Annotated in this window: 21 protein-coding genes; 2 read left to right on the plus strand and 19 right to left on the minus strand. The window is 63.8% G+C overall.

The window, feature by feature from the left end; all coding sequences use genetic code 11:
• Window positions 1-191 precede the first annotated feature (191 nt).
• Window positions 192-1,118: an FAD-binding protein gene (locus BC443_RS16935; protein ID WP_071233039.1), complete on the minus strand. Its 927-nt coding sequence runs from the start codon at window positions 1,116-1,118 to the stop codon at window positions 192-194.
• A 14-nt stretch (window positions 1,119-1,132) separates the two neighbouring features.
• Window positions 1,133-1,894 (minus strand): electron transfer flavoprotein subunit beta/FixA family protein, encoded by a 762-nt coding sequence (locus BC443_RS16940; RefSeq protein WP_071233041.1) that lies wholly within the window; start codon window positions 1,892-1,894, stop codon window positions 1,133-1,135.
• Between the two features lie 407 nt (window positions 1,895-2,301).
• On the opposite strand from BC443_RS16940, the gene BC443_RS16945 reads away from it, so the two are divergent.
• Window positions 2,302-3,972, plus strand: a complete 1,671-nt coding sequence (locus BC443_RS16945) for an electron transfer flavoprotein-ubiquinone oxidoreductase (RefSeq protein WP_071233158.1) — start codon at window positions 2,302-2,304, stop codon at window positions 3,970-3,972.
• A 108-nt stretch (window positions 3,973-4,080) separates the two neighbouring features.
• On the opposite strand, the gene BC443_RS16950 is transcribed toward BC443_RS16945, so the two are convergent.
• The 16 genes from BC443_RS16950 to BC443_RS17025 form a co-directional block, all read right to left on the minus strand.
• Complete coding sequence (locus BC443_RS16950) at window positions 4,081-4,896, minus strand: sulfurtransferase (protein ID WP_071233042.1); 816 nt, start codon at window positions 4,894-4,896, stop codon at window positions 4,081-4,083.
• Between the two features lie 129 nt (window positions 4,897-5,025).
• Window positions 5,026-7,278, minus strand: a complete 2,253-nt coding sequence (locus BC443_RS16955) for an ATP-dependent helicase (RefSeq protein ID WP_071233044.1) — start codon at window positions 7,276-7,278, stop codon at window positions 5,026-5,028.
• A complete protein-coding gene (locus BC443_RS16960; RefSeq protein ID WP_071233045.1) occupies window positions 7,275-7,808 on the minus strand; it encodes a DUF1285 domain-containing protein in 534 nt (177 codons plus the stop codon). Before BC443_RS16960 ends, BC443_RS16955 begins: the two co-directional genes overlap by 4 nt.
• Window positions 7,809-7,864: 56 nt before the next feature.
• Window positions 7,865-8,671: a TatD family hydrolase gene (locus BC443_RS16965; RefSeq protein ID WP_071233046.1), complete on the minus strand. Its 807-nt coding sequence runs from the start codon at window positions 8,669-8,671 to the stop codon at window positions 7,865-7,867.
• 91 nt (window positions 8,672-8,762) lie between these two features.
• Window positions 8,763-9,098: a PilZ domain-containing protein gene (locus BC443_RS16970; RefSeq protein WP_071233048.1), complete on the minus strand. Its 336-nt coding sequence runs from the start codon at window positions 9,096-9,098 to the stop codon at window positions 8,763-8,765.
• A 53-nt stretch (window positions 9,099-9,151) separates the two neighbouring features.
• Window positions 9,152-10,135 (minus strand): DNA polymerase III subunit delta', encoded by a 984-nt coding sequence (locus tag BC443_RS16975; RefSeq protein ID WP_071233050.1) that lies wholly within the window; start codon window positions 10,133-10,135, stop codon window positions 9,152-9,154.
• A complete protein-coding gene (gene tmk / locus BC443_RS16980) occupies window positions 10,126-10,767 on the minus strand; it encodes a dTMP kinase (RefSeq protein ID WP_071233159.1) in 642 nt (213 codons plus the stop codon). The genes BC443_RS16975 and tmk overlap by 10 nt, the downstream gene beginning before the upstream one ends.
• 66 nt (window positions 10,768-10,833) lie before the next feature.
• Window positions 10,834-11,838, minus strand: a complete 1,005-nt coding sequence (gene mltG, locus BC443_RS16985) for an endolytic transglycosylase MltG (protein ID WP_071233052.1) — start codon at window positions 11,836-11,838, stop codon at window positions 10,834-10,836.
• Between the two features lie 69 nt (window positions 11,839-11,907).
• Complete coding sequence (pabC, locus tag BC443_RS16990) at window positions 11,908-12,714, minus strand: aminodeoxychorismate lyase (protein WP_071233054.1); 807 nt, start codon at window positions 12,712-12,714, stop codon at window positions 11,908-11,910.
• Between the two features lie 5 nt (window positions 12,715-12,719).
• A complete protein-coding gene (gene fabF / locus BC443_RS16995; protein ID WP_071233056.1) occupies window positions 12,720-13,958 on the minus strand; it encodes a beta-ketoacyl-ACP synthase II in 1,239 nt (412 codons plus the stop codon).
• A 292-nt stretch (window positions 13,959-14,250) separates the two neighbouring features.
• The gene (gene acpP, locus BC443_RS17000) at window positions 14,251-14,484 is read right to left on the minus strand and encodes an acyl carrier protein (protein ID WP_071233058.1); all 234 of its coding nucleotides are present in this window, start codon (window positions 14,482-14,484) and stop codon (window positions 14,251-14,253) included.
• A 96-nt stretch (window positions 14,485-14,580) separates the two neighbouring features.
• Complete coding sequence (fabG, locus tag BC443_RS17005) at window positions 14,581-15,324, minus strand: 3-oxoacyl-ACP reductase FabG (protein ID WP_139284368.1); 744 nt, start codon at window positions 15,322-15,324, stop codon at window positions 14,581-14,583.
• 12 nt (window positions 15,325-15,336) lie between these two features.
• On the minus strand, window positions 15,337-16,299 hold the full coding sequence (gene fabD / locus BC443_RS17010) for an ACP S-malonyltransferase (protein ID WP_071233059.1): 963 nt from the start codon (window positions 16,297-16,299) through the stop codon (window positions 15,337-15,339).
• 5 nt (window positions 16,300-16,304) lie between these two features.
• The gene (plsX, locus tag BC443_RS17015; RefSeq protein WP_083387493.1) at window positions 16,305-17,423 is read right to left on the minus strand and encodes a phosphate acyltransferase PlsX; all 1,119 of its coding nucleotides are present in this window, start codon (window positions 17,421-17,423) and stop codon (window positions 16,305-16,307) included.
• 26 nt (window positions 17,424-17,449) lie between these two features.
• Window positions 17,450-17,620 (minus strand): 50S ribosomal protein L32, encoded by a 171-nt coding sequence (rpmF, locus tag BC443_RS17020; RefSeq protein ID WP_071233061.1) that lies wholly within the window; start codon window positions 17,618-17,620, stop codon window positions 17,450-17,452.
• Window positions 17,621-17,651: 31 nt separating this feature from the next.
• Window positions 17,652-18,119, minus strand: a complete 468-nt coding sequence (locus BC443_RS17025; RefSeq protein WP_338095101.1) for a YceD family protein — start codon at window positions 18,117-18,119, stop codon at window positions 17,652-17,654.
• A gap of 197 nt (window positions 18,120-18,316) precedes the next feature.
• Between BC443_RS17025 and BC443_RS17030 the strand changes: the two genes are divergently transcribed.
• Window positions 18,317-18,910, plus strand: a complete 594-nt coding sequence (locus BC443_RS17030) for a Maf family protein (protein ID WP_071233063.1) — start codon at window positions 18,317-18,319, stop codon at window positions 18,908-18,910.
• Here the strand turns inward: BC443_RS17030 and sppA are convergent.
• A complete protein-coding gene (sppA, locus tag BC443_RS17035; protein ID WP_071233065.1) occupies window positions 18,898-19,962 on the minus strand; it encodes a signal peptide peptidase SppA in 1,065 nt (354 codons plus the stop codon). The genes BC443_RS17030 and sppA overlap by 13 nt on opposite strands.
• Window positions 19,963-19,998 lie beyond the last annotated feature (36 nt).

The following is a 19,998-nucleotide window of genomic DNA, read 5'->3' on the forward strand; positions in this document are numbered from 1 at the left end:
AAGCACCGCTAACCAGCGGTGTAACGAAGCTGAATTCGACGCGATACGCTAATACAAACAAGAACAATTATCAATCCGTATAACTTGGCGCGCCAGTGACAGCCCGCGACATCCGCTGAACGGCGAGGCACAAAAAAACCGGCACCCGCAGGTACCGGCTTTCTGGATCGGGAATCGCGTAGGCGAGTCGTCTACAGCTTCTGCTCCAGCTCGGGCAGAATCTCGAACAGGTCCCCGACGAGGCCGTAATCGGCCACCTGGAAGATCGGCGCTTCGTCGTCCTTGTTGATCGCCACGATCACCTTGGAGTCCTTCATGCCCGCCAGGTGCTGGATCGCGCCGCTGATACCGACGGCAATATAAAGCTCGGGAGCGACGATCTTGCCGGTCTGCCCGACCTGCATGTCGTTGGGCACGAAGCCAGCGTCAACCGCGGCGCGGGAGGCACCGATGGCGGCGCCGAGCTTGTCGGCAATGCCTTCGAGCAGCTTGAAGTTGTCGCCGTTGCCCATGCCACGGCCACCGGAAATGACAACGCGGGCGCCACCCAGCTCCGGGCGCTCGTTTTGCGCGAGCTCTTCGCCGATGAAGCGCGACAGCGCGTTGGAGACGACGGCATCCACGGGCTCGATGGTCGCGGCCCCGCCTTCGCTCACCGGGTCGAACGCCGTCGTGCGCACGGTGATCACCTTGAGCGGATCGCTGGACTGCACCGTGGCGATGGCGTTGCCGGCATAGATCGGACGCTTGAAGGTATCGGCGCTCTCGACGCTCAGGATCTCGGAGATCTGGGAGACGTCCTTGAGTGCCGCGACCCGCGGCAGCACGTTCTTGCCATCGGTCGATGCCGCGGCGAGCACGTGGCTGTAGTCGCCGGCCAGCTGGACCAGCAGATCCGCCAGCGGCTCGGCCAGCTGATGCGCGTACGCCGCGTTATCGGCTACCCGCACGCGGGAAACGCCATCGAGTTTGGCGGCCGCTTCGGCAATGGCCGCCACATTCTCGCCGGCGACCAGGATGTCGATATCGCCACCAATGGCTCGGGCGGCGCCGACGACATGAGCCGTGCCGGCGGAGAGACGCCCCTCATGGTGTTCGGCCAGAACCAGAATACTCATGCGATCAGCTCCTTTCACAGCACTTTGGCTTCGTTCTTGAGTTTGTCGATCAGCTCGTCCACGGAGCCTACCTTGACCCCGCCCTTGCGCTCGGCCGGCGTCTCGACCTTGAGCAGCTCAAGCCCGCTGGAGACGGTTACGCCGAGTGCTTCCGGCGTCCGGCTGTCCAGCGGCTTCTTCTTGGCTTTCATGATGTCCGGCAGCTTGGCGTAGCGCGGTTCGTTCAGGCGCAGGTCGGTGGTCACCACCGCAGGCAGCTTGAGCGCGACGCTCTGCAGACCGCCATCGATCTCGCGGGTGACGCGCACGTAGCCGTCCTCGACGCCATCGCCGAAGGCGACCTCCGAGGCGAAGGTGCCCTGGCCCATACCGCTCAGCGCCGCCAGCATCTGGCCGGTCTGGTTGTTGTCGGTATCGATCGCCTGCTTGCCGAGAATGACCAGGTCGGGCTTCTCTTCATCGACCACGGCCTTGAGCAGCTTGGCGACCGCCAGCGACTCGACGCGTTCGTCGGTCTCGACGTGAATGGCGCGGTCCGCACCCAGCGCTAGCGCCGTGCGCAGCTGTTCCTGGGCGGCCTTGGGGCCGACCGAGACGGCGACGATCTCCGTGGCGACGCCCTTCTCCTTGAGACGAACGGCCTCTTCCACCGCAATTTCACAGAAGGGGTTCATGGCCATCTTGACGTTGGTCAGATCCACGTCGGAGTGATCCGGCTTGACCCGGATCTTGACGTTGTAATCGATGACGCGTTTGACCGCGACGAGTACTTTCATGGGTGTCCTCGCAGACTAGTGACAAACCGACCCCCGCAGGCGTTGGTCGGCATCGACGATCGAACTACGGCGATCGTCAGCGTGACGGAAATGCCGGGCAACAAAAACGTCGGCGGAGACAGAATCACGCCGACGCCAGCTCGGGTCAACTCGGCGCTCCCTCCTGCCCCAGCTTGGTGCGCCATCGGGACAGGAACGAGCGAAAAATGCGATGATAGCGCATCAAAGGGGTGCTGCCGAAGCAGCACCTTCGCATAAGAAAAGCGCCTGTTGGCATAACATCAGGCAGCTGACTCACGTTAGGCTATAAAAAATGGCGGCCATCAGTCGTCGACGAACGGACCGGGCAGGCATGGCGGCACGCATCCTGCCAGCAAGCGAGGAGATCGGGTTTGGAACGTGAATCCATGGATTTCGACGTAGTGATCGTGGGGGCAGGCCCCAGCGGCCTGTCGGCGGCGTGTCGTTTGATGCAGCAGGCGAACGAGGCCGAACGGGAGCTCTCCGTCTGCGTGGTCGAGAAGGGTTCGGAGGTCGGCGCGCACATCCTCTCCGGGGCCGTGTTCGAACCGCGCGCGCTGTCGGAACTGTTCCCGGACTGGGCCGAGCGCGGCGCGCCGTTGAACACGCCGGTACTGCGCGACGAGCTCTATCTGCTGAAGGATGCCGACAAGGTCCAGAAGCTGCCCAACGCGCTGGTACCCAAGTCGATGCACAATGCTGGCCACGCCAGCTCGAACGGCACCGACAATCCGAACTATGTCATCAGCGCCGGCAACCTCTGTCGCTGGCTGGCCGAGCAGGCCGAAGGGCTGGGGGTCGAAATCTTTCCCGGCTTCGCCGCCCAGGAAGCGATCGTCGACGACGAAGGCATCGTGCGGGGCATCATCACCGGCGACATGGGCGTCGCCGCCGACGGCAGCGAGACCGCCAACTACATGCCCGGCATGGAACTGCGTGCCAAGTACACCCTGTTCTGCGAAGGCGCACGGGGCCATATCGGCAAGCAGCTGATCTCGCGCTTCGATCTCGATGCGAACCGCGACCCGCAACATTACGCCATCGGCTTCAAGGAGCTGTGGGACGTGCCCGCCGAGCAGCATGAACCCGGCCTGGTGCTGCACGGCTCCGGCTGGCCCCTGAATGACAAGAACCATGGCGGCGACAGCCATGGCGGCTGGTTTCTCTATCACGGCGACAACCAGCAGGTGATGGTGGGGCTGATCGTCGACCTGGCGTACCGCAACCCTTATCTGTCGCCGTTCGACGAATTCCAGCGCATGAAGCATCACCCGCTGCTGAAACGCCATCTCGAAGGCGGCAAACGTGTTGCCTATGGTGCCCGCGCGATCACCAAGGGGGGCGCCAACTGTCTGCCCAGGATGACGATGCCCGGCGCCCTGCTGCTGGGCTGCGACGCCGGCACGCTCAATTTCGCCAAGATCAAGGGCATTCACACCGCGATGAAATCGGGGCTGGTCGCGGCGGAGAGCGTGTTCGAGGCCATCGCTTCCGGCGACGAGGGCGGTCAGGAGCTTACCGCCTTCACCCAGGCCTGGGAGTCGAGCTGGGCGTGGCAGGAGCTGCAGGCCAGTCGCAGCTTCGGTCCGGCCATCCATCGGTTCGGCACCGTGGGCGGCGGCGCCTTCAATTTCGTCGACCAGCTGCTGGGCGGCAAGCTACCGGTGCAGCATGACACCACGCCGGACCATCAATTGAAGAAGGCGGCGGAGTCGACGCCGATCGATTACCCCAAACCCGATGGCAAGCTATCGTTCGACAAGCCGTCTTCGGTGTTCCTGTCGAACACCAACCACGACGAGAACCAGCCCTGCCATCTGAAGCTGAGCGATCCGGACATTCCCATCGCCAGAAATCTGCCGGAATACGCCGAGCCCGCGCAGCGCTATTGCCCGGTCGGCGTCTACGAAGTGGTCGAGGAAGGAGGAGAACCGCAGTTCCGGATCAACTTCCAGAACTGCATCCACTGCAAGACCTGCGACATCAAGGACCCGTCCCAGAACATCACCTGGGTAGCTCCCGAGGGTGGCGGCGGACCCAACTACCCCAACATGTAAGCTCGAAGCTCGAAGACAACATAAGCAAACCGCCCCACGGCAAGCACCTGGGGCGGTTTTTTTCCAGCTCAAAGCTTATGACTTGCAGCTCCCGAGCGAAGCCCGGGCTTACTCGCCGGTCGCGATCGGCCTCGATGGGTCACGAATCCAGTCGCTCCAGGATCCCGCGTAAAGTCGCGGCAGCGGCAGACCCGCCACGGCATAGGCCAGGATATCGTGGCAAGCGGTCACGCCCGAGCCACAGTACGCTGTCAAGACTTCGCTTCTGGGAAGCTCATCGGCCAACTGGCGCGCGCTCTTGAATCGTCCCGATGGTTCGAGATTTTCCACGCACGGCCGGGATATCGCTCCAGGAATATGTCCGGCAACGGGATCGAGGGGCTCTTCAATGCCCCGAAAGCGTGCAAGGGCTCGGGCGTCGATCAGTTGCCCTCCTTTCTCGTCAAGCTCGTCCACCGCAACCAGCGCATCATCATTGAACGATGGCGACCAATGGCTCCATCCCTCGATCTCGCCAGCCGTCGCGACGAGTTCCCCTTCGGCGGCTTCCCAGGCGGCAACGCCACCATCGAGTACCCGCACATCGGGATGCCCGGCCCAACAAGCGATCATCCACCAAGCCCGCGCAGCCGCCAATTGACCACCATTGTCGTCATAGACCACGACCGAGCACTCCGGCGTTACACCCCTCGCTTGAAGCGTTGCCGTAAAATTTTCCCGAGAAGGCAGCGGATGTCGACCGCCCTGCCCCGGCGTGGCAGACATATCTCGTTCAAGATCCAGAGAAAGGCTCCCTGGAAGGTAGCGACGGTCGCAGGGTTCCCCGCCGCCCCGGAAAACACGACAATCCAGCACCAGCGGCGGTCGATCGCCAGCCAGGCTTTGCCGCAGCTCCTCTGCCGTTACGAGCACGGATTCGTTCATCATTGCCTCCTTGGTGCTTTATCAGCCGAAACGGGTGTCGGTCGAGAAAGGTCGTCGATCGAGCAAAGTCGCTGTTGGCCGAATAAAATCGTGGCCGAGAAAGATCGTCGGTCGAAAGAGTCTGGCCGATCAATGCCGTTTCGTCAGGGGCGCCCGCGCCGCGATCAGGCGACGTCGGCCGGCCGACTCGAAACGCACGTCGATGACCGGATTGGCTTCGTTGCCTTCGACCACCAGTACCTCGCCGTCGCCGAAGCTGGCATGCCGCACTCGATCACCGACCTGCCAGCTCGCTCCGGATCTCGCCCCGCGTTCCGCGACGGGCGCTTCCGTCTCTCTGGCTCGCGGCACGAGGCCCCGTCCGACGTGCTCCAGCCCGACACGCTGCAGGTAGGCGCCGACCATGTCCGGCTCGCGAACCGCCACGGCGGCCTCGCTGCGCGCCTGAATCGCTTGGTCGATCCGACGGCAATCCTCCACCGCCGTCTCGTCGAGAAAGCGGCTCGGCCGGTGATCGCCGCCATCCTGAACCAGCAGCAGCCGTTCTCGCGCCCGCGTGATGGCGACGTAGTACAGCCGCCGCTCTTCTTCCAGGCGATCCGGCGACAGCGGATTGTCGCGGCTGTAATGGGGAAAATCCTCCTCATTGAGCCCCCATACCGCCACCAGCGGCCACTCGAGCCCCTTGGCGCCGTGCACCGTGCTGATCAAGACGCCATCGGGCCGGTTCTCCACCGGGTTGCGCAACAGCTCGATGAAAGCCTCGGGATCGTTGGCCAGCTCGCCGGCCTGCTCGATCAGCACGTCGAGCAGACGCACGTCATCGTCCCCCTTCTCCCGCCGCGCTGCCGAGCGGCGCAGGACTTTCTCCGCATCGATGGCATCGACGACATGCTCGAGCAGCTTCGCCGGCGGCCAGGCGGATAGCTTGGGCAGTTCGCAGAGGAGCTGCCAGCGCCGCTTGAGATGGCGGCGCTGCCCCGGCTTGAGCCCCGCCAGGACCGGGGCCTCGCGCGCCGGCCATTGCTGCGTGCGTGCGAGCTCCTCGACCAGCCGACGCACGCGCTCCTGGGCGACGAATGTCGTCGGCTGCGAGAACAGCAGGACGAGATGGCCGGGATCGTGCAGCCGCTGCGGCTCACGGGCCAGCTGAAGATAGCCCGCCAAGGCCTGCACCAGCGGCAGCCGAAACACGAAGCGCTCTTCCTGTGCCAGCCGAAACGGTACGCCGGCCCGCAATAGCTGGAGCTGTACCGAGACCGACAGCGACCAGCTACGCACCAGGACACAGGCTTCGTCGCTGCGCCGGCCATCGGCGTGCCAGCGCTGCAGCATCTCCAGCAACGCGCCAGCACCGACGCCCGTCCGCAGCCGTGTCAGTGGGTTGCCGGGCGCCGCCAGGCAGAGCTGATCCCAGCGTTGGCGATTGTTGCGAATCGCGTGGTTGGCGGCCAATGCCAGGGCGTGGCCGTGGCGGAAGGTGAAGGAGAGCGGATACTCGCTTGCCTGGCCGAACAGGCCGTCGAAGCGCGCCAACATCGCGTCGGGCCGAGCGCCCCGCCACTCGTAGATACACTGGTTGGCATCACCGACGGCCATGACCTGCGCCTGATGACCGGCTAGGATCTTGAGCAGTCGCAGCTGGGCTTCGTTGATGTCCTGATATTCATCGACGATGACATGGCCCAGAAAGCCCTCGACCCGGCGCCGCGCCTCCGCATGGCGTTCCAGGCACTGCAGCGGCCGATAGAGCAGGTCCGCGTAGGTCATCGAAGCCGAGGCATCGAGCAGCGATTCCGCCACGTCGAAGGCCTCGATGAAGTGGCGCTCGCTGTCGGTATAGCCGAGCCGTTCGAAGAGCTCGGCGGGTGCCACCACTTCGGCCTTGACCAGATCGCAGAACTGGCCGAATGCCTCGAGCCGGTCCGCGTTCAGCGCTGCCTCGCGGGTCTCGCCATCGGCGGATTCCAGGCTCTGCATCACTGCCTGACGCAGCAGCCGCTCACGCTGCCAGTCGGCCTGCAGCAATTGGCGCGGCGGCAGATAGCCCCAGCGGGTCAGGCTCTGGGTCAGGCGGTGACCAATCGAATGGAAGGTACGCACCTCGGGCAAGACGACCTCGGCGGGCGCTTCTCGCACCAGCTTGGCCCGGAAGTCGTCCCGCGCCGCGCGGTTGAACATCAACACCAGGATGCGGCGCGGGTTTTCGCCATTGGCGAGCAGATGCAGCACCCGTCTGACCAGGGTCGTGGTCTTGCCGGCCCCGGCTACCGCCGCGACCCGCGCATGCCCTTCGCGATGACCGACCACGGCGCGCTGCTCGTCGGTCAGGCTGTCGGCGGTAGTATCCAAGGGCAGCGCCGCGTTCAACAGCTCGCTCATCTCGCACCGTCGTCGAGGCGGCCCAGCGGGTGCCATGCCCCGCCACTGTACAGCCCGAGCTCGTTGCCCTGCTGCTCGGCGAGCTCGATCCAGCGGTAGTACAGATTACGATGCAGGCGCGCCTGCAAACCGTGACGAACGGGCAGCGCCGGCAAGAGATCGCCATCCGGCGTCGCCAACAGGGACAGCCGGTGTGACACGTCCAGCGGTACGCGGTCACCGCAGGCAGTCACCGCGACCCAGTCGGCACCGGCCTGATCGGCATCCGTGACCCATAGCGGTAGATCCTCGACGCCGATACGCAGCTTCTCTCCCGGCGTCACCAGGTAATAGTCGCCGTCGGCCTCCCGCCGTAGCACGCGGCTGAGCAAGTTGACCAGCGCCGGCCGCCGGATCGGCGTGCCTTCGTGGACCCACTCGCCGTTGGCCGCGATACGCAGATCCATTTCGCCGCAGAAAGGCGGATCCCACCGTTCGAGCGGCGGAATGGCTTGCGCATCGAGCTGTTGAAACAACGTGTCGAGTTTCATCGTGCCCCCGTATGACGATGCCCTCTCGCAGAGGGGCATCCATGCAGTGAACGTGCCTACACGAATGGATTGTCGGACTGGCCGCCGGGCGCGCAACCGGGAAACAGCTGATAGAAGTTGGCCCGCGTCTGCATCGCCACCTCGTCGACGGTAATGCCTCGCTCGCTCGCGATACATTCGGCGACTTCGACGACCCACTGCGGCTCGTTGGGCTTGCCGCGATGGGGAACGGGGGCGAGAAACGGGCTGTCGGTCTCGATCAGCAACCGGTCCAGCGGCACCTGCCGGGCGACCTCGCGCAGGGCGCCGGCGCTGGCGAAGGTGACGATCCCGGACAACGAAATGTAGAAGCCTGACCTGACCGCCTCCCGCGCCATGGCGAGATCCTCGGTAAAGCAGTGAAGCACGCCGCCCACCTTGGGGTCGACGTGTTCGCGAATCAGGTTCAGCGTTTCGTCGCGCGCCTCACGGGTATGGATCACCACCGGCAGCTCGAGTTCGCGAGCGGCGCGAAGGTGCGCAACGAAACGTTGCCGCTGGATGTCCCGCGGCACGCTGTCGTAGTGAAAATCGAGGCCGGTTTCGCCGATGGCGACCGCCCCGTAACGATCGGCACACGCCTGGATCGCTTCGCTGTCCGGCTCCGCCGACACCTCATGCAAGGGATGCAAGCCGACACTGATATCGACATCGTCATGCTGCCGCGCGATCTCCGCCAGGTTCGGAACCCCTTCCAACGATGTCGCAATCGCCAGGAAACGATGGACACCACGGCCGCGTGCAGCCTCCAGGGCCAGGTTGAGGTCGCCTTCGTAGGGCGACAGGTCGAGGCGATCGAGATGACAGTGAGAATCGACGAACATGCGAATTCCAGGTAGAGAATGACAAACATGGCGCCCGGCATGGCACGAGCATGGCGAGCAGACCACTCATGCCGACAAACCGAAAGCGCCGTCACAGGGTATGACTGAGCGACTCCCCTCGTCCGGGAGAAGATGCCAGCCGCGCCTCGATACGTTCACGCAGCGCCTGATCCTCGGCACTGAAATGAACCCCGATGCCGGCAACGCGTTGCCCGGCGCCGGTCGGCGTCAGCCATACGACCTCTCCGGCGACGGGGAAGCGCTCGCTCTCGCCGGGCAATGTCACCAGCAGATAGACGGACTGGCCAATCCGATAGTCCTGCTCGGTCGGCACGAACAACCCGCCATGCTTGAGCCACGACATATAGGCGCTACGCAGAGTCTCATCGTCGCGGATGGTCAACGACAGGGCCTTCTGGGCATTCATCAGCTTTCACCTTTACCGTTAGTCGCCGCATCAGCGTTCGACTCGTTGCCGGCTCAAGAGCGCAACAGGGCCGCCCAGCGGACCAGCCAGGCCTCGAGCACCAGTTGCGGGTTGGGATTCCCCCCCGCCGCCAGCAACCGTCGCTGTTCGCGAGCGTAGTCGAGCAAGCGGAACCAGTCGCGGACCCGGGCATTCTTGACGGCCTGGCGATACAGCGGCAGCAGGTCGCTGTTGCGCACCCGCTGGGGGTCCCCCGACAAGCCGAGCCGGATCAGATCCTCGAGCCAGGCGATGCCATACCACAGTATGCGATCGAGCGCCTGGGCATCGAGTCTTGCCGCTTCTCCCACGGGTTCGCCGCCGCGCACCAGCGCGTCGAAAAGCTCGCGCAGGTCCTGACGCAGATTCCGGGCATCGGCACCCGCCAGCTCTTCGGCCAGCAGCGGCAGGCCACCGGCGACACGCAGCCAGAATCGCGCCTCTTCTCCTTCTCCCAGACGCTCGCGCAACCACGGCTCGGCTGCCTCCAGCGGCGGCACGGCGAGGTTCCAGTGCTGACAGCGCGAACGAATCGTCGCCAGCAGCCGCGAGGGAACATCGGAAACCAGGATGAACAGGGTGCGCTCGCCCGGCTCTTCCAGGCTCTTCAGCAACGCGTTGGAGGCCGCGACGTTCATCGCCTCGGCCGGTTCGATACGGATGACTCGATAACCGCCCTGCTGCGCGGTCTGGGAGACGAAGCCGTTGACCTGACGAATCGCATCGACACGAATCTGGCGCGACTTTTCGGCCGGCGTCACACTGAGCAGATCGGGATGATAGCCCGACGCCAGCATTCGGCAGCCGTGGCATTCGCCACAGGCGGTGTCTGCCGGCGTGCGACACAGCGTCCGCGCGATCAGCGCATCGGCCAACGGCTGCTTGCCGATCCCGCGCGGGCCGGACAGCAGCAAGGCGTGCGGGAGACGGCCGCCGTCCTGCAGCTCGACCAGCTTGCGCCAGCGATCGAGTTGCCATGGCAACGGGGTCATAACCATGCGGCCAACCTTTCCGTCAGGCACTGCTCGATGGATTTCTGGACCGCTTCCAGCCCGGGCGAGGCGTCGATGACCGCGAATCTGGCTTCCTCGGCGGCACGTGCCAGGTAAGCCTCGCGCACGGCTTCGAAGAACGTTTCACGCTCACGCTCGAATCGATCGAGCTGGGCACCTCGCTGGGTGACGCGCTGCGCAGCCACGCTCACCGGCACGTCGAGCAGCACGGTCAGATCGGGCTGCAGGTCGCCCTGGACCAAGGTCTCCAGCGTGCGAATGCGCTGGAAATCCAGTCCTCGCCCGCCGCCCTGATAGGCAAACGTGGCATCGGTGAAGCGATCGCAGACCACCCAGGCGCCGCGAGCCAGTGCCGGACGAATGCGTTCGGCCAGATGCTGGGCACGCGCAGCGAAGACCAGCAGCAGCTCGGCGTCGTCGCTCCACGCCTCTTCACGGGTCGGGTCCAGCAACAGCTCGCGGATGGCTTCGGCGCCAGGCGTGCCCCCCGGTTCCCGGGTGCGTACGACCTCGACGCCCCGTGACGTGAGCCAGTCGCAGACGAAGCCGACATTGGTCGTCTTGCCCACGCCCTCGCCGCCTTCCAACGTGATGAAGCGGCCGGTCCGCTGTTCCATATCGCCTGCGCGCATGCGGTGTCGTCTCGTCGGTATGGTCGGTTTTGCGGGTGCAAGCCCGCGATTTCAATCGCGATTCAGGATATAGCGGCGGACGGCCGCATTATGCTCTTGCAGCGTTCGTGAAAACTGGTGCGAACCATCGCCCTTGGCGACGAAATAGAGCGTATCGCCATCGGCGGGATGTACCGCAGCCTCGAGCGCGCCCCGGCCAGGCATGGCGATCGGTGTCGGCGGCAATCCCTCGATGACGTAGGTATTGTAGGCGGTCTGCCGCTGGAGATCGGCGCGCGTGATATTGCCGACGTAGCTGTCTCCCATGCCATAGATGACGGTGGGGTCGGTCTGCAGGCGCATGCCCTTCTCCAGGCGTCGCGTGAAGACGCCGGCGATCTCCTTGCGCTCCGCCGGGACGCCGGTCTCCCGCTCGATCAGCGATGCCAGAATCAGCGCCTGGTAGGGCGAGTCGATGGGGAGATCGTCATCGCGCTCGTTCCATACCGCGTTCAGCGTCTGCTGCATGCGATCGAACGCGCGCTGCAGGAGTTCGAGATCGGCAACCCCCTTGTGATAGCGGTAGGTGTCGGGGAAGAACTGCCCCTCGGGATGCGTTCCCTCATGGCCCAGCGCCGTCATGATCTCCTCGTCGCTCATCTCGCTAGTGCGATGCTCGAGCTTCGGTGCCTGATCCAGCAGTCGGCGCATCTGCTTGAAGGTCCACCCCTCCGGCACCGTCAGGCGGTAGGTCACGACCTGGTCGCTCGAGAGATGCGCGATCAGTTGACGGCCGTTCATGCCCGGTTCGATCTCGAACTCCCCGGCCCGAATCCCCTGCGTGGCCTTGGGAGCGACGCGCGCCAGAATCCGGTAGGGCCATGCCGCCTCGATGATGCCCCGACTTTCGAGGTCGTGAACGACCTGGGTGAAAGCCGCACCGGGCGGCACCTCGTAGATCGTCGTCTCGTCGAGCGCGATCGGTGCATCGAGCTGTTTCTGCCAGTAGTGGAAACCGCCGAACACCACGATCGTGGCGACCAGCAACAGCAGGATCAGAATCTTGAGGACACGCATGTTTATCCTTAGTCCCGGAAATCAGTCCCGGATGTCGCTTCATGGCGCATCCGGGCAAAAATACTGAAGTCAGTCATTCGGGTTCAGCGGGTAACCCAGACGCCGGTGAGCCACTTGCTGAAGAGAGGAAGCGAACGTCGCCGGCCATCGTTTGAGGCATTTCCCGGCGGCATCGTCGAGCCGACGAATGGGCCAGACCCCCTGGACGCTGTTGAGCAGCCAGGCAGCATCGGCCTGGCACAACGAATCCAGCCCCGCTCGCACCCAGTGCAGCTCGATATCGTCATTCACGGCGTTCAACAACGTGCCCTTGACGCCGCAGCGATCCAGCAACGGCGTCTCGAGCCGTCCCTGCCGATACCAGATCAGATTCATCGCCGTGGCTTCGACCAGATGGCCCTCGCTATCGCAGAGCAGCCCTTCGACAATGGCGTCGTCCCGCCACTCCTGACGCGCCAGCACGTTCTCCAGCCGCGCCAGATGCTTGACCCCGGCCAGACGCGGCTGAATGCCCAGACGCAGTTCGCAGCACCGCACATCGACACCCTCGAACCAGCGCCGGGACGCAGGCTGGAAAGCCGACGCGGTCCAGCGCCAGCGCAGCTCGGCGGAGTCGGGAGGCCGATAACCGCGTCCACCGCTGCCACGAGTCACCATCAGCTTGAGTACGCGAAGCCCCGGGCCGCATTGTGCCGGCAACCGATCGAATGCCTCGAAGTCCGGCGACGGCAGCGAAAGCCGCTCGACGCCTTGTCGCAACCGCGCCATGTGGTATTCCCACAGCAACGGCTGCCCGTCCCGAACCAGAACGGTTTCGAATAGACCGTCGCCGTAGGCCAGTCCGCGGTCGTCGAACGGGAGCGCCGTGTCGCGCATCTCGATCAGACCTGGGTGAAGATCAGTGAACCATTGGTGCCGCCGAACCCGAAGGAATTGGACAGCGCGGTGCGGATCGGCATGTCCCGTGCCGTGTGAGGCACGTAATCCAGCACGCAATTCTCGTCGGGGTTATCCAGATTGATCGTCGGCGGCGCAACCTGATCCCGGATCGCCAGAACACAGAAGATGGCCTCGACGGCGCCGGCCGCGCCCAGCAGATGGCCGATCATCGATTTGGTCGAGCTGACCGCGACGCGACGAGCCGCATCCCCCATGACCCGCTCGACGGCACGGCTTTCCGCCACGTCCCCGGCCGACGTCGACGTACCGTGGGCGTTGATGTACTGGATATCGGAAGGATCGATGCCGGCATCACGAATCGCATTGGCCATCGAGGCCGCCGCACCACTGCCATCTTCGGGTGGCGAGGTCATGTGGAAGGCATCATCGCTCATGCCGAAACCGGTCAGCTCCGCGTAGATGGTCGCGCCACGGCGCTTGGCATGCTCGTACTCCTCGAGCACCATGACACCGGCGCCGTCGGATAGCACGAAGCCGTCGCGGTCGCGATCCCACGGGCGACTGGCGGCCTGCGGATCGTCATTGCGCGTCGACAGTGCTCTGGCAGCGGAGAACCCGCCGAGCCCCAGCGGCGTGGTCGCCATCTCGGCCCCACCGCAAAACATCACGTCGGCATCACCATAGGCGATCGTGCGGGCACTGTAGCCGATATTGTGCGTGCCCGTGGTGCAGGCAGTGGTAATGGCGATATTCGGGCCTTTGAAACCATGCTGGATCGCCAGGCTGCCGGAGATCATGTTGATGATCGAACCCGGCACGAAGAACGGCGAAATACGACGTGGCCCGCCCTTCTTGAGCGAGTCGTGATTACGCTCGATCATCGGCAACCCGCCGATGCCCGACCCGATCGCGACGCCAATGCGATGCGCGTTCTCTTCGGTACATTCGATGCCCGAATTGCGCATCGCTTGCGTCGCGGCGGCGACACCGTACTGGATGAACAAGTCCATCTTGCGAGCATCCTTCGGATTGAGATACTCGCCGATATCGAAATCCTTGATCGCACCACCGAAGCGCGTGTTGAAACCCGCGATATCGAAACTGTCGATCGGCGCGATGCCACTCTTCCCTGAGAGGAGATTCTTCCAGCTCTCCTCGACCGTGTTACCCACTGGCGTTACCAACCCCAGCCCGGTCACCACCACTCTTCTGCGCGGCATCGAATCTCCTCCGAACTTCCTGATGACCATGGAAGGCATTCCCCGTGAATGTCGGCCTTGGCCATCACATCACGAGATTCCGACCTTCGCCTGGCCCGATTGGCGCAAATTATACCTGAACATCCCGGGAGATGGGCGCCACAAGCAGGGACTTTGGCCTCTCTGTTCGCGCGTCGGCACGATCTCGAGAAAAGACCCTGAAATGCAGAAAGCCGCTCTCATGGAGAGCGGCTTTCCGAACATCGCAATTTCAGCCAGCCAGAACACTCCGCCATGGCGGAGTGTGCAAGGCTTACTGGTGAGCGACGATGTAGTCGATCGCTTCCTGAACGGTCGTGATCTTTTCAGCTTCTTCGTCGGGAATTTCGGTGTCGAATTCCTCTTCGAGCGCCATCACCAGTTCGACGGTATCCAGCGAATCCGCGCCGAGGTCTTCGGTGAAGGACGAGGAGTTCTGAATATCCTCTTCCTTGACGTTCAGGCGTTCGGCAACAACCTTCTTCACGCGCTCTTCGATGGTGCTCATTATGTCGTTACTCCTAGTGGTACGAATCCGCCAGCTAAAAAGCTGCGGGTAGTTTATAGACCGCCCCCAGACGACGCAACCCGCGTCGCGGAAGGATTACCGCATGTTCATGCCGCCGTTGACCTGCAGCGTTTCGCCGGTAATGTACCCGGCAGCATCGCTGGTAAGAAACCCGATGGCGGCAGCGATTTCCGCCGGCTGCCCCAGGCGCGCCAGTGGAATTTGTCCCAGAAGCGCTTCTCGCTGCGCTTCCGGCAAGGACTGGGTCATGTCCGTGTCGATGAAACCGGGCGCCACGGCATTGACCGTGATCGCACGGGAGGCGACCTCTCGAGCCAGGGCACGGGTAAAGCCTTCCATGCCCGCCTTGGCGGCAGCATAGTTGGCCTGCCCCAGATTGCCCATCATCGCGACTACGGAACTGACATTGACGATACGACCGAAGCGCGCCCGCGTCATCCCCCTGAGACTCGCCTTGGAAACACGATAGACCGACTTCAGATTGGTATCGAGCACCTCGTCCCACTCGTTTTCCTTCATGCGCATCAGCAGATTGTCCCGCGTGATGCCGGCATTGTTGACCAGAATGGTCGGCGCCCCGAAGGTGTCGGTGATGCGCTTGAACACGGCATCGATACTGGCCTGACCCGTCACGTCCAGCGCCAGGCCCAACCCTTCGATGCCTTGAGCCTTGAGATCCTCGTCGATCCTCGCAGCGCCACTTTCGCTGGTCGCGGTGGCGACGACGATTCGCCCCTGCCGCCCCAGCTCGTGCGCGACCGCGCGCCCGATACCCCGGCTCGCTCCCGTGACCAGCGCGACTCTACGTTCGGTCATGATGTCATCCATCCTTTAAGGCTCTTGTACATCCAGCGCATCACGCGCCAGCTCCAGCGCCGAAGCCAGGGTGTCAGGGTCGTTGACTGCGAGCCCCTTGGCCTGGCGCTGGATCCGCTTGTTCAGTCCGGTCAGAACCTTGCCCGGCCCGCATTCGATGAAGACGCCGGCGCCATCGTCGAACATGGCATTGACGCATTCGGTCCAGCGCACCGGACGGTAGAGCTGCTCGACCAGACGCTGCTGGAGCATCTCCGTCGTCTGCGGCACTTGTGCATTGACGTTCTGGTAGACGGCGTAACGCGGCAGCTTGAATTCCATCGTCGCCATTGCCTGGGCAACCTGCTCGGCCGCGGGCTGCATCAAGGCACAGTGGGATGGCACGGAAACCGGCAAGGGCAGCGCACGCTTGGCACCCGCCTCCTGGCACAGCGCAATGGCGCGATCGACAGCACCCTGATGCCCCGCGATGACGACCTGGCCCGGCGAATTGTAATTCACCGCCGACACCACCTCCGACTGGGCCGCATCGCGACAGGCCGCTTCCACCGCCGAGTCATCCAGGCCCAGGATTGCGGCCATCGCGCCAACGCCGGCCGGCACCGCCTGCTGCATCGCTTCGCCACGCAGACGCACGAGACGCACCCCCTCGGCAAAGCCCAAGGCGCCGGAGCAGACCATGGCGCTATATTCGCCCAGACTGTGTCCTGCCATCATGTCGGGGCGCGGTCCTTCGAGTTCCTGCCAGACGCGCCAGATCGCCACGCTGGCGGTCAGCAGCGCAGGTTGCGTACAGGCCGTTGCGTTGAGCTTCTCTTCCGGACCTTCCTGAACGACATGCCAGAGATCATAACCCAGCGCTTCCGATGCTTCATCGAATGTCGTGCGCACGACACTATAACGTTCGGCGAGTTCCCGCAGCATGCCGACCTGCTGGGAACCCTGCCCCGGAAAGACCAAAGCCAGTGATTGCGTCATCGCGCTCACCCTTGAAATGATGGACCGTCGGAACTCGTCGTATCGCGAGACCCGCTATCCACTCGGCCGCTCGCAACGGTCGACGAGATAACAGGCGTCGCTACATCCTGAGACCATGCAGCGCGGAAGTGCTCCGGAAGCCCGACTTCGACTTCCCGTATTGCCCGGTCGATGGCAAAAGCAAAAGCCTGGGCGCTGGCGTTACCATGACTCTTGACCACGATGCGGTTCAGGCCAAGCAGGCTGGCGCCGTTATGCCGCACCGGATCCAGCTGCGCCTTGAGCCGCATCAACGCCGGCCTTGCCAGCGCCGTGACCAGCCGCGTCGACCAGTGGGACTCGAAGGTTTCCTGCAGACGCTTGAGCAGCATCTGGGCGACCCCCTCGCTCGCCTTGAGCACGGCGTTTCCCACGAAGCCGTCGCAAACCACCACGTCGGCCTGGCCGGAAAAGATGGCATCGCCCTCAAGGTATCCGATGTACTCGAAGTCGCTGCCACCGCGAGCTCTCAGTAGCGCATCGGCCTCGCGCACGCGGGCCACCCCCTTGCTGGCCTCGACGCCGATGTTCAGCAGCGCCACCCTGGGCACTGCGATGCGGTCCACGACACGCGCCATCAGCGCTCCCATATGGGCAAAGTCGAACAGATGACGAGCATGGACATCGACACTGGCGCCCAGGTCCAGCAGATAGCAGCGCCCGCCCTTTCGGGTCGGCACCGCCGTACTGATGGCAGGTCGCGAAATGCCGGGAACCGTCCCCAGCTCACGCCGCGCCAACGCGACCAGCGCACCGGTATTGCCACAGGTGATACCGGCTTCGGCTTCGTGTTCGCGCACGGCTTCCAGCATGCCGTACAGGCTGGTGGCAGAAGGGTCGTCGAACACATCCATCGGCGGCGTGGACTGGAGCACCACACGCGGCGCATCCACCAGCCTGACGCGTTTGGCGAGGGACGGCTCCCCCGAGGCCTTGGCCAGCTCCGCAACCAAAGCGGAAAGCTCTACCTGCGGGCCAAACACCGACGGTTCGAGATCAGGGTGGCGCGCCAGCGCCAGAAACAGACCACCAATAGTGGCGCGGGGACCGAAGTCCCCGCCCATGGCATCAATGGCGATGCGCATTGCCTAGCGAAACGCTCGAGGTCTCGTTAAACGTCGATGACCTTGCGACCACGATAGTAGCCGTCCGGCGCGACGTGATGACGACGATGCGTGGTGCCGGTTTCCTGATCCTGGGACAGAGCCGGAGAAGTCAGGGCATCGTGTGCACGACGCATGCCACGCTTGGAACGGGTTTTACGGTTTTGTTGAACGGCCATGATACGACTCCAACGTCAATGTCTTTCAGATTCAGAGTTTTCCCTTCAACGACTTCAGGACGTCGAAGGGGTTGTCAGGGCGGGAGACCTCTTCAATCGGGGCATCACCGCTGCTCATTTGCTCACGAGAAACCGCGCAATCCGCTTCATCGTGATAGACCACTTGGGGCAGGCTGAGAATCAGCTCGTCCTCGATCGCCCCCAGCAGGTCAAGCTGTTCGTCGTCGACCAGAACCGGCTCGTAGTCGCTGGGCACCTCCGCCGCCAACGCATCGTCACTGACGATGGCCAGCCTGAAGTGGCTCGCGACGGATACCGCCATGGGCTGCAGGCAACGCCGACACGGCACCATGAGATCCGCTTCCAGATCGCCGTCGATGAGATGACGCCGCTGCGTGTCGACGTCGAACTGCAGCCTCACGCTAGCGCTGCCTTGCTGCGGCCCGATCTCGTCCTGCAGGCGCACCAGTTTCTCGAGGTCGACAAGACCCTCGATCATTTCTTGGTTAGCCGCTGCTCGATAAGGCTCAACGGTCGGGGGAAGTCGTCTGGTCAACATAGGCGCGACATAATAGGGACTCACCGTGCCCCTGTCAAAGCACATGAAGCACGCTATCCTGTTGCCGGAACGCGCCGACTGCGGGTCTCGGGCCAGAAGCCCGGCGCGACAGCCATCCGACTCCAAAGAGGAAGCCCATGTCTCGTCTGGTACTCGCCTCCAGCTCTCGCTATCGCCGCCAGCTACTGGATCGGCTCGATCTCTCCTATCAATGGGCTGCACCGGACATCGACGAAGCCCGTCGCGCCGGCGAGGACGCCGTCACTCTGGCGCACCGCCTGGCGCTGTCCAAGGCGCAGGCGGTCGCGGCCGACTATCCCGATCACCTGATCATCGGCTCCGACCAGTTGGCGCTGTTCGAGGGAGACATTCTGGGAAAGCCCGGCGACTTCGATACGGCTTGCGCCAATTTGCGCCGATTTTCGGGCCACCGGGTCAGCTTCATGACCGGTCTCGCCCTGATCGACACCGGCGCCGGGCGTCATCGTGTCGTGCACGACACCTACCACGTCTGGTTCCGAGACCTGAGTGACGAGGAGATCGAAAGCTACGTATCCCGCGATCAGCCTTACGACAGCTCGGGCAGCTTCCGCATGGAAGGCCTCGGCATTGCACTGTTCCAGCGCTTCGAAGGCAACGACCCCAACACCTTGATCGGCCTGCCCCTCATCAAGCTCTGCGAACTTCTGAGAGAGGCAGGGCTGAACCCCCTCGCGGGTCAGGGCAACTGATAGCGTACGGGCGAGGCGCCGTTGCTCAGCCCCAGCCAGTGAGCGGCAGCGCTGGTCAGCTTGTCGGAGACCAGCGCCCAGGGGTCCAGCGACGGCGTATAGTCCTTCAGACTCACCTCGCCCAGGCGTGCGCGAGACAGTTGCTCGAGATTGCCGATGTCATCGACCAGCCCCAGCGCTTTTGCCTGTTCACCGGTCCATATCAGACCCGAGAAGAGTGCAGGATCGTCGCTCAGGCGGTCGCCACGCCCAGCCTTGACCGCATCGATGAACTGCCGATGCGTGGTGTTCAGCACCGATTGCCAGAAGTCGCGCTGCGGCGGTGAAATCTCGGAGAATGGATCCATGAAGGCCTTGTTTTCACCGGCAGTGAAGACCCGCCGCTCGACGCCCACCTTGTCGATCGCCTCCTGAAGGCCGAACCCGGCACTGATGACGCCGATGGAGCCGACCAGACTGGCTGGCGAAGCGTAGATGCGATCCGCTGCCGAAGCCATGTAGTAGGCACCGCTGGCACCGATATCCTCGATCACCGCCAGAATCGGCTTATCGCCCTGCCCCTGGAGATAGCGAATCTCGTCGTAGACTCGTTGCGACTGGACCGGGCTGCCGCCGGGACTATTGATATGCAGCACGACGGCATCGGCGTCCGAGGCCCGCCAGGCCTGCTGCAAGCCCTCGATGATGCGCTCCGCGCTGGCCTGGCCGTTCGCATCGATGGGCCCGCTGACCTCGACAATACCCAGATGGCGACGGCTGGCAGACGCTCCCTCCCCCTGCGCCAGGAACATGGCATAGGCGCTCAGACAGAGGCTCGCGATCACGATCAGCGCGAACAGCAGGCGAAAGAAGATCTTCCAGCGTCGTGATCGCCGCTGCTCTTTCAGGACGCCGCCGATCCAGCGATCCATCATCTGCACTTCGGCCAATCGCACCGAGTCGGCATTGGCCGACTCGTCACCGCGTGAAGACGCTGCCGCCCGGCGTCGCTCGACTTCCTCCCGGCTCAGCTCAGGCCCCTGCGTCCAGTCATCCCGTCGCTCGTCGCTCATCTATTATCCTCTCCTTGCTGAATGCCACCACGCGGT

Source organism: Salinicola sp. MIT1003, from assembly GCF_001858555.1.
Taxonomy (GTDB): Bacteria; Pseudomonadota; Gammaproteobacteria; order Pseudomonadales; family Halomonadaceae; genus Salinicola; species Salinicola salarius.

Excerpts from the sequence above, each read along its gene's own strand:
- sppA (WP_071233065.1), bottom strand. The coding sequence starts at position 19,962 with ATGAGCGACGAGCGACGGGATGACTGGACGCAGGGGCCTGAGCTGAGC.
- rpmF (WP_071233061.1), bottom strand. The coding sequence starts at position 17,620 with ATGGCCGTTCAACAAAACCGTAAAACCCGTTCCAAGCGTGGCATGCGT.
- tmk (WP_071233159.1), bottom strand. The coding sequence starts at position 10,767 with ATGGAACAGCGGACCGGCCGCTTCATCACGTTGGAAGGCGGCGAGGGC.
- fabF (WP_071233056.1), bottom strand. The coding sequence starts at position 13,958 with ATGCCGCGCAGAAGAGTGGTGGTGACCGGGCTGGGGTTGGTAACGCCA.
- pabC (WP_071233054.1), bottom strand. The coding sequence starts at position 12,714 with ATGCGCGACACGGCGCTCCCGTTCGACGACCGCGGACTGGCCTACGGC.
- BC443_RS16950 (WP_071233042.1), bottom strand. The coding sequence starts at position 4,896 with ATGAACGAATCCGTGCTCGTAACGGCAGAGGAGCTGCGGCAAAGCCTG.
- BC443_RS16975 (WP_071233050.1), bottom strand. The coding sequence starts at position 10,135 with ATGGTTATGACCCCGTTGCCATGGCAACTCGATCGCTGGCGCAAGCTG.
- BC443_RS16960 (WP_071233045.1), bottom strand. The coding sequence starts at position 7,808 with ATGAAACTCGACACGTTGTTTCAACAGCTCGATGCGCAAGCCATTCCG.
- BC443_RS16970 (WP_071233048.1), bottom strand. The coding sequence starts at position 9,098 with ATGAATGCCCAGAAGGCCCTGTCGTTGACCATCCGCGACGATGAGACT.
- acpP (WP_071233058.1), bottom strand. The coding sequence starts at position 14,484 with ATGAGCACCATCGAAGAGCGCGTGAAGAAGGTTGTTGCCGAACGCCTG.
- mltG (WP_071233052.1), bottom strand. The coding sequence starts at position 11,838 with ATGCGTGTCCTCAAGATTCTGATCCTGCTGTTGCTGGTCGCCACGATC.
- fabD (WP_071233059.1), bottom strand. The coding sequence starts at position 16,299 with ATGACGCAATCACTGGCTTTGGTCTTTCCGGGGCAGGGTTCCCAGCAG.
- BC443_RS16965 (WP_071233046.1), bottom strand. The coding sequence starts at position 8,671 with ATGTTCGTCGATTCTCACTGTCATCTCGATCGCCTCGACCTGTCGCCC.
- BC443_RS16935 (WP_071233039.1), bottom strand. The coding sequence starts at position 1,118 with ATGAGTATTCTGGTTCTGGCCGAACACCATGAGGGGCGTCTCTCCGCC.
- plsX (WP_083387493.1), bottom strand. The coding sequence starts at position 17,423 with ATGCGCATCGCCATTGATGCCATGGGCGGGGACTTCGGTCCCCGCGCC.
- BC443_RS16945 (WP_071233158.1), top strand. The coding sequence starts at position 2,302 with ATGGATTTCGACGTAGTGATCGTGGGGGCAGGCCCCAGCGGCCTGTCG.
- BC443_RS17025 (WP_338095101.1), bottom strand. The coding sequence starts at position 18,119 with ATGATCGAGGGTCTTGTCGACCTCGAGAAACTGGTGCGCCTGCAGGAC.
- BC443_RS17030 (WP_071233063.1), top strand. The coding sequence starts at position 18,317 with ATGTCTCGTCTGGTACTCGCCTCCAGCTCTCGCTATCGCCGCCAGCTA.
- BC443_RS16940 (WP_071233041.1), bottom strand. The coding sequence starts at position 1,894 with ATGAAAGTACTCGTCGCGGTCAAACGCGTCATCGATTACAACGTCAAG.
- BC443_RS16955 (WP_071233044.1), bottom strand. The coding sequence starts at position 7,278 with ATGAGCGAGCTGTTGAACGCGGCGCTGCCCTTGGATACTACCGCCGAC.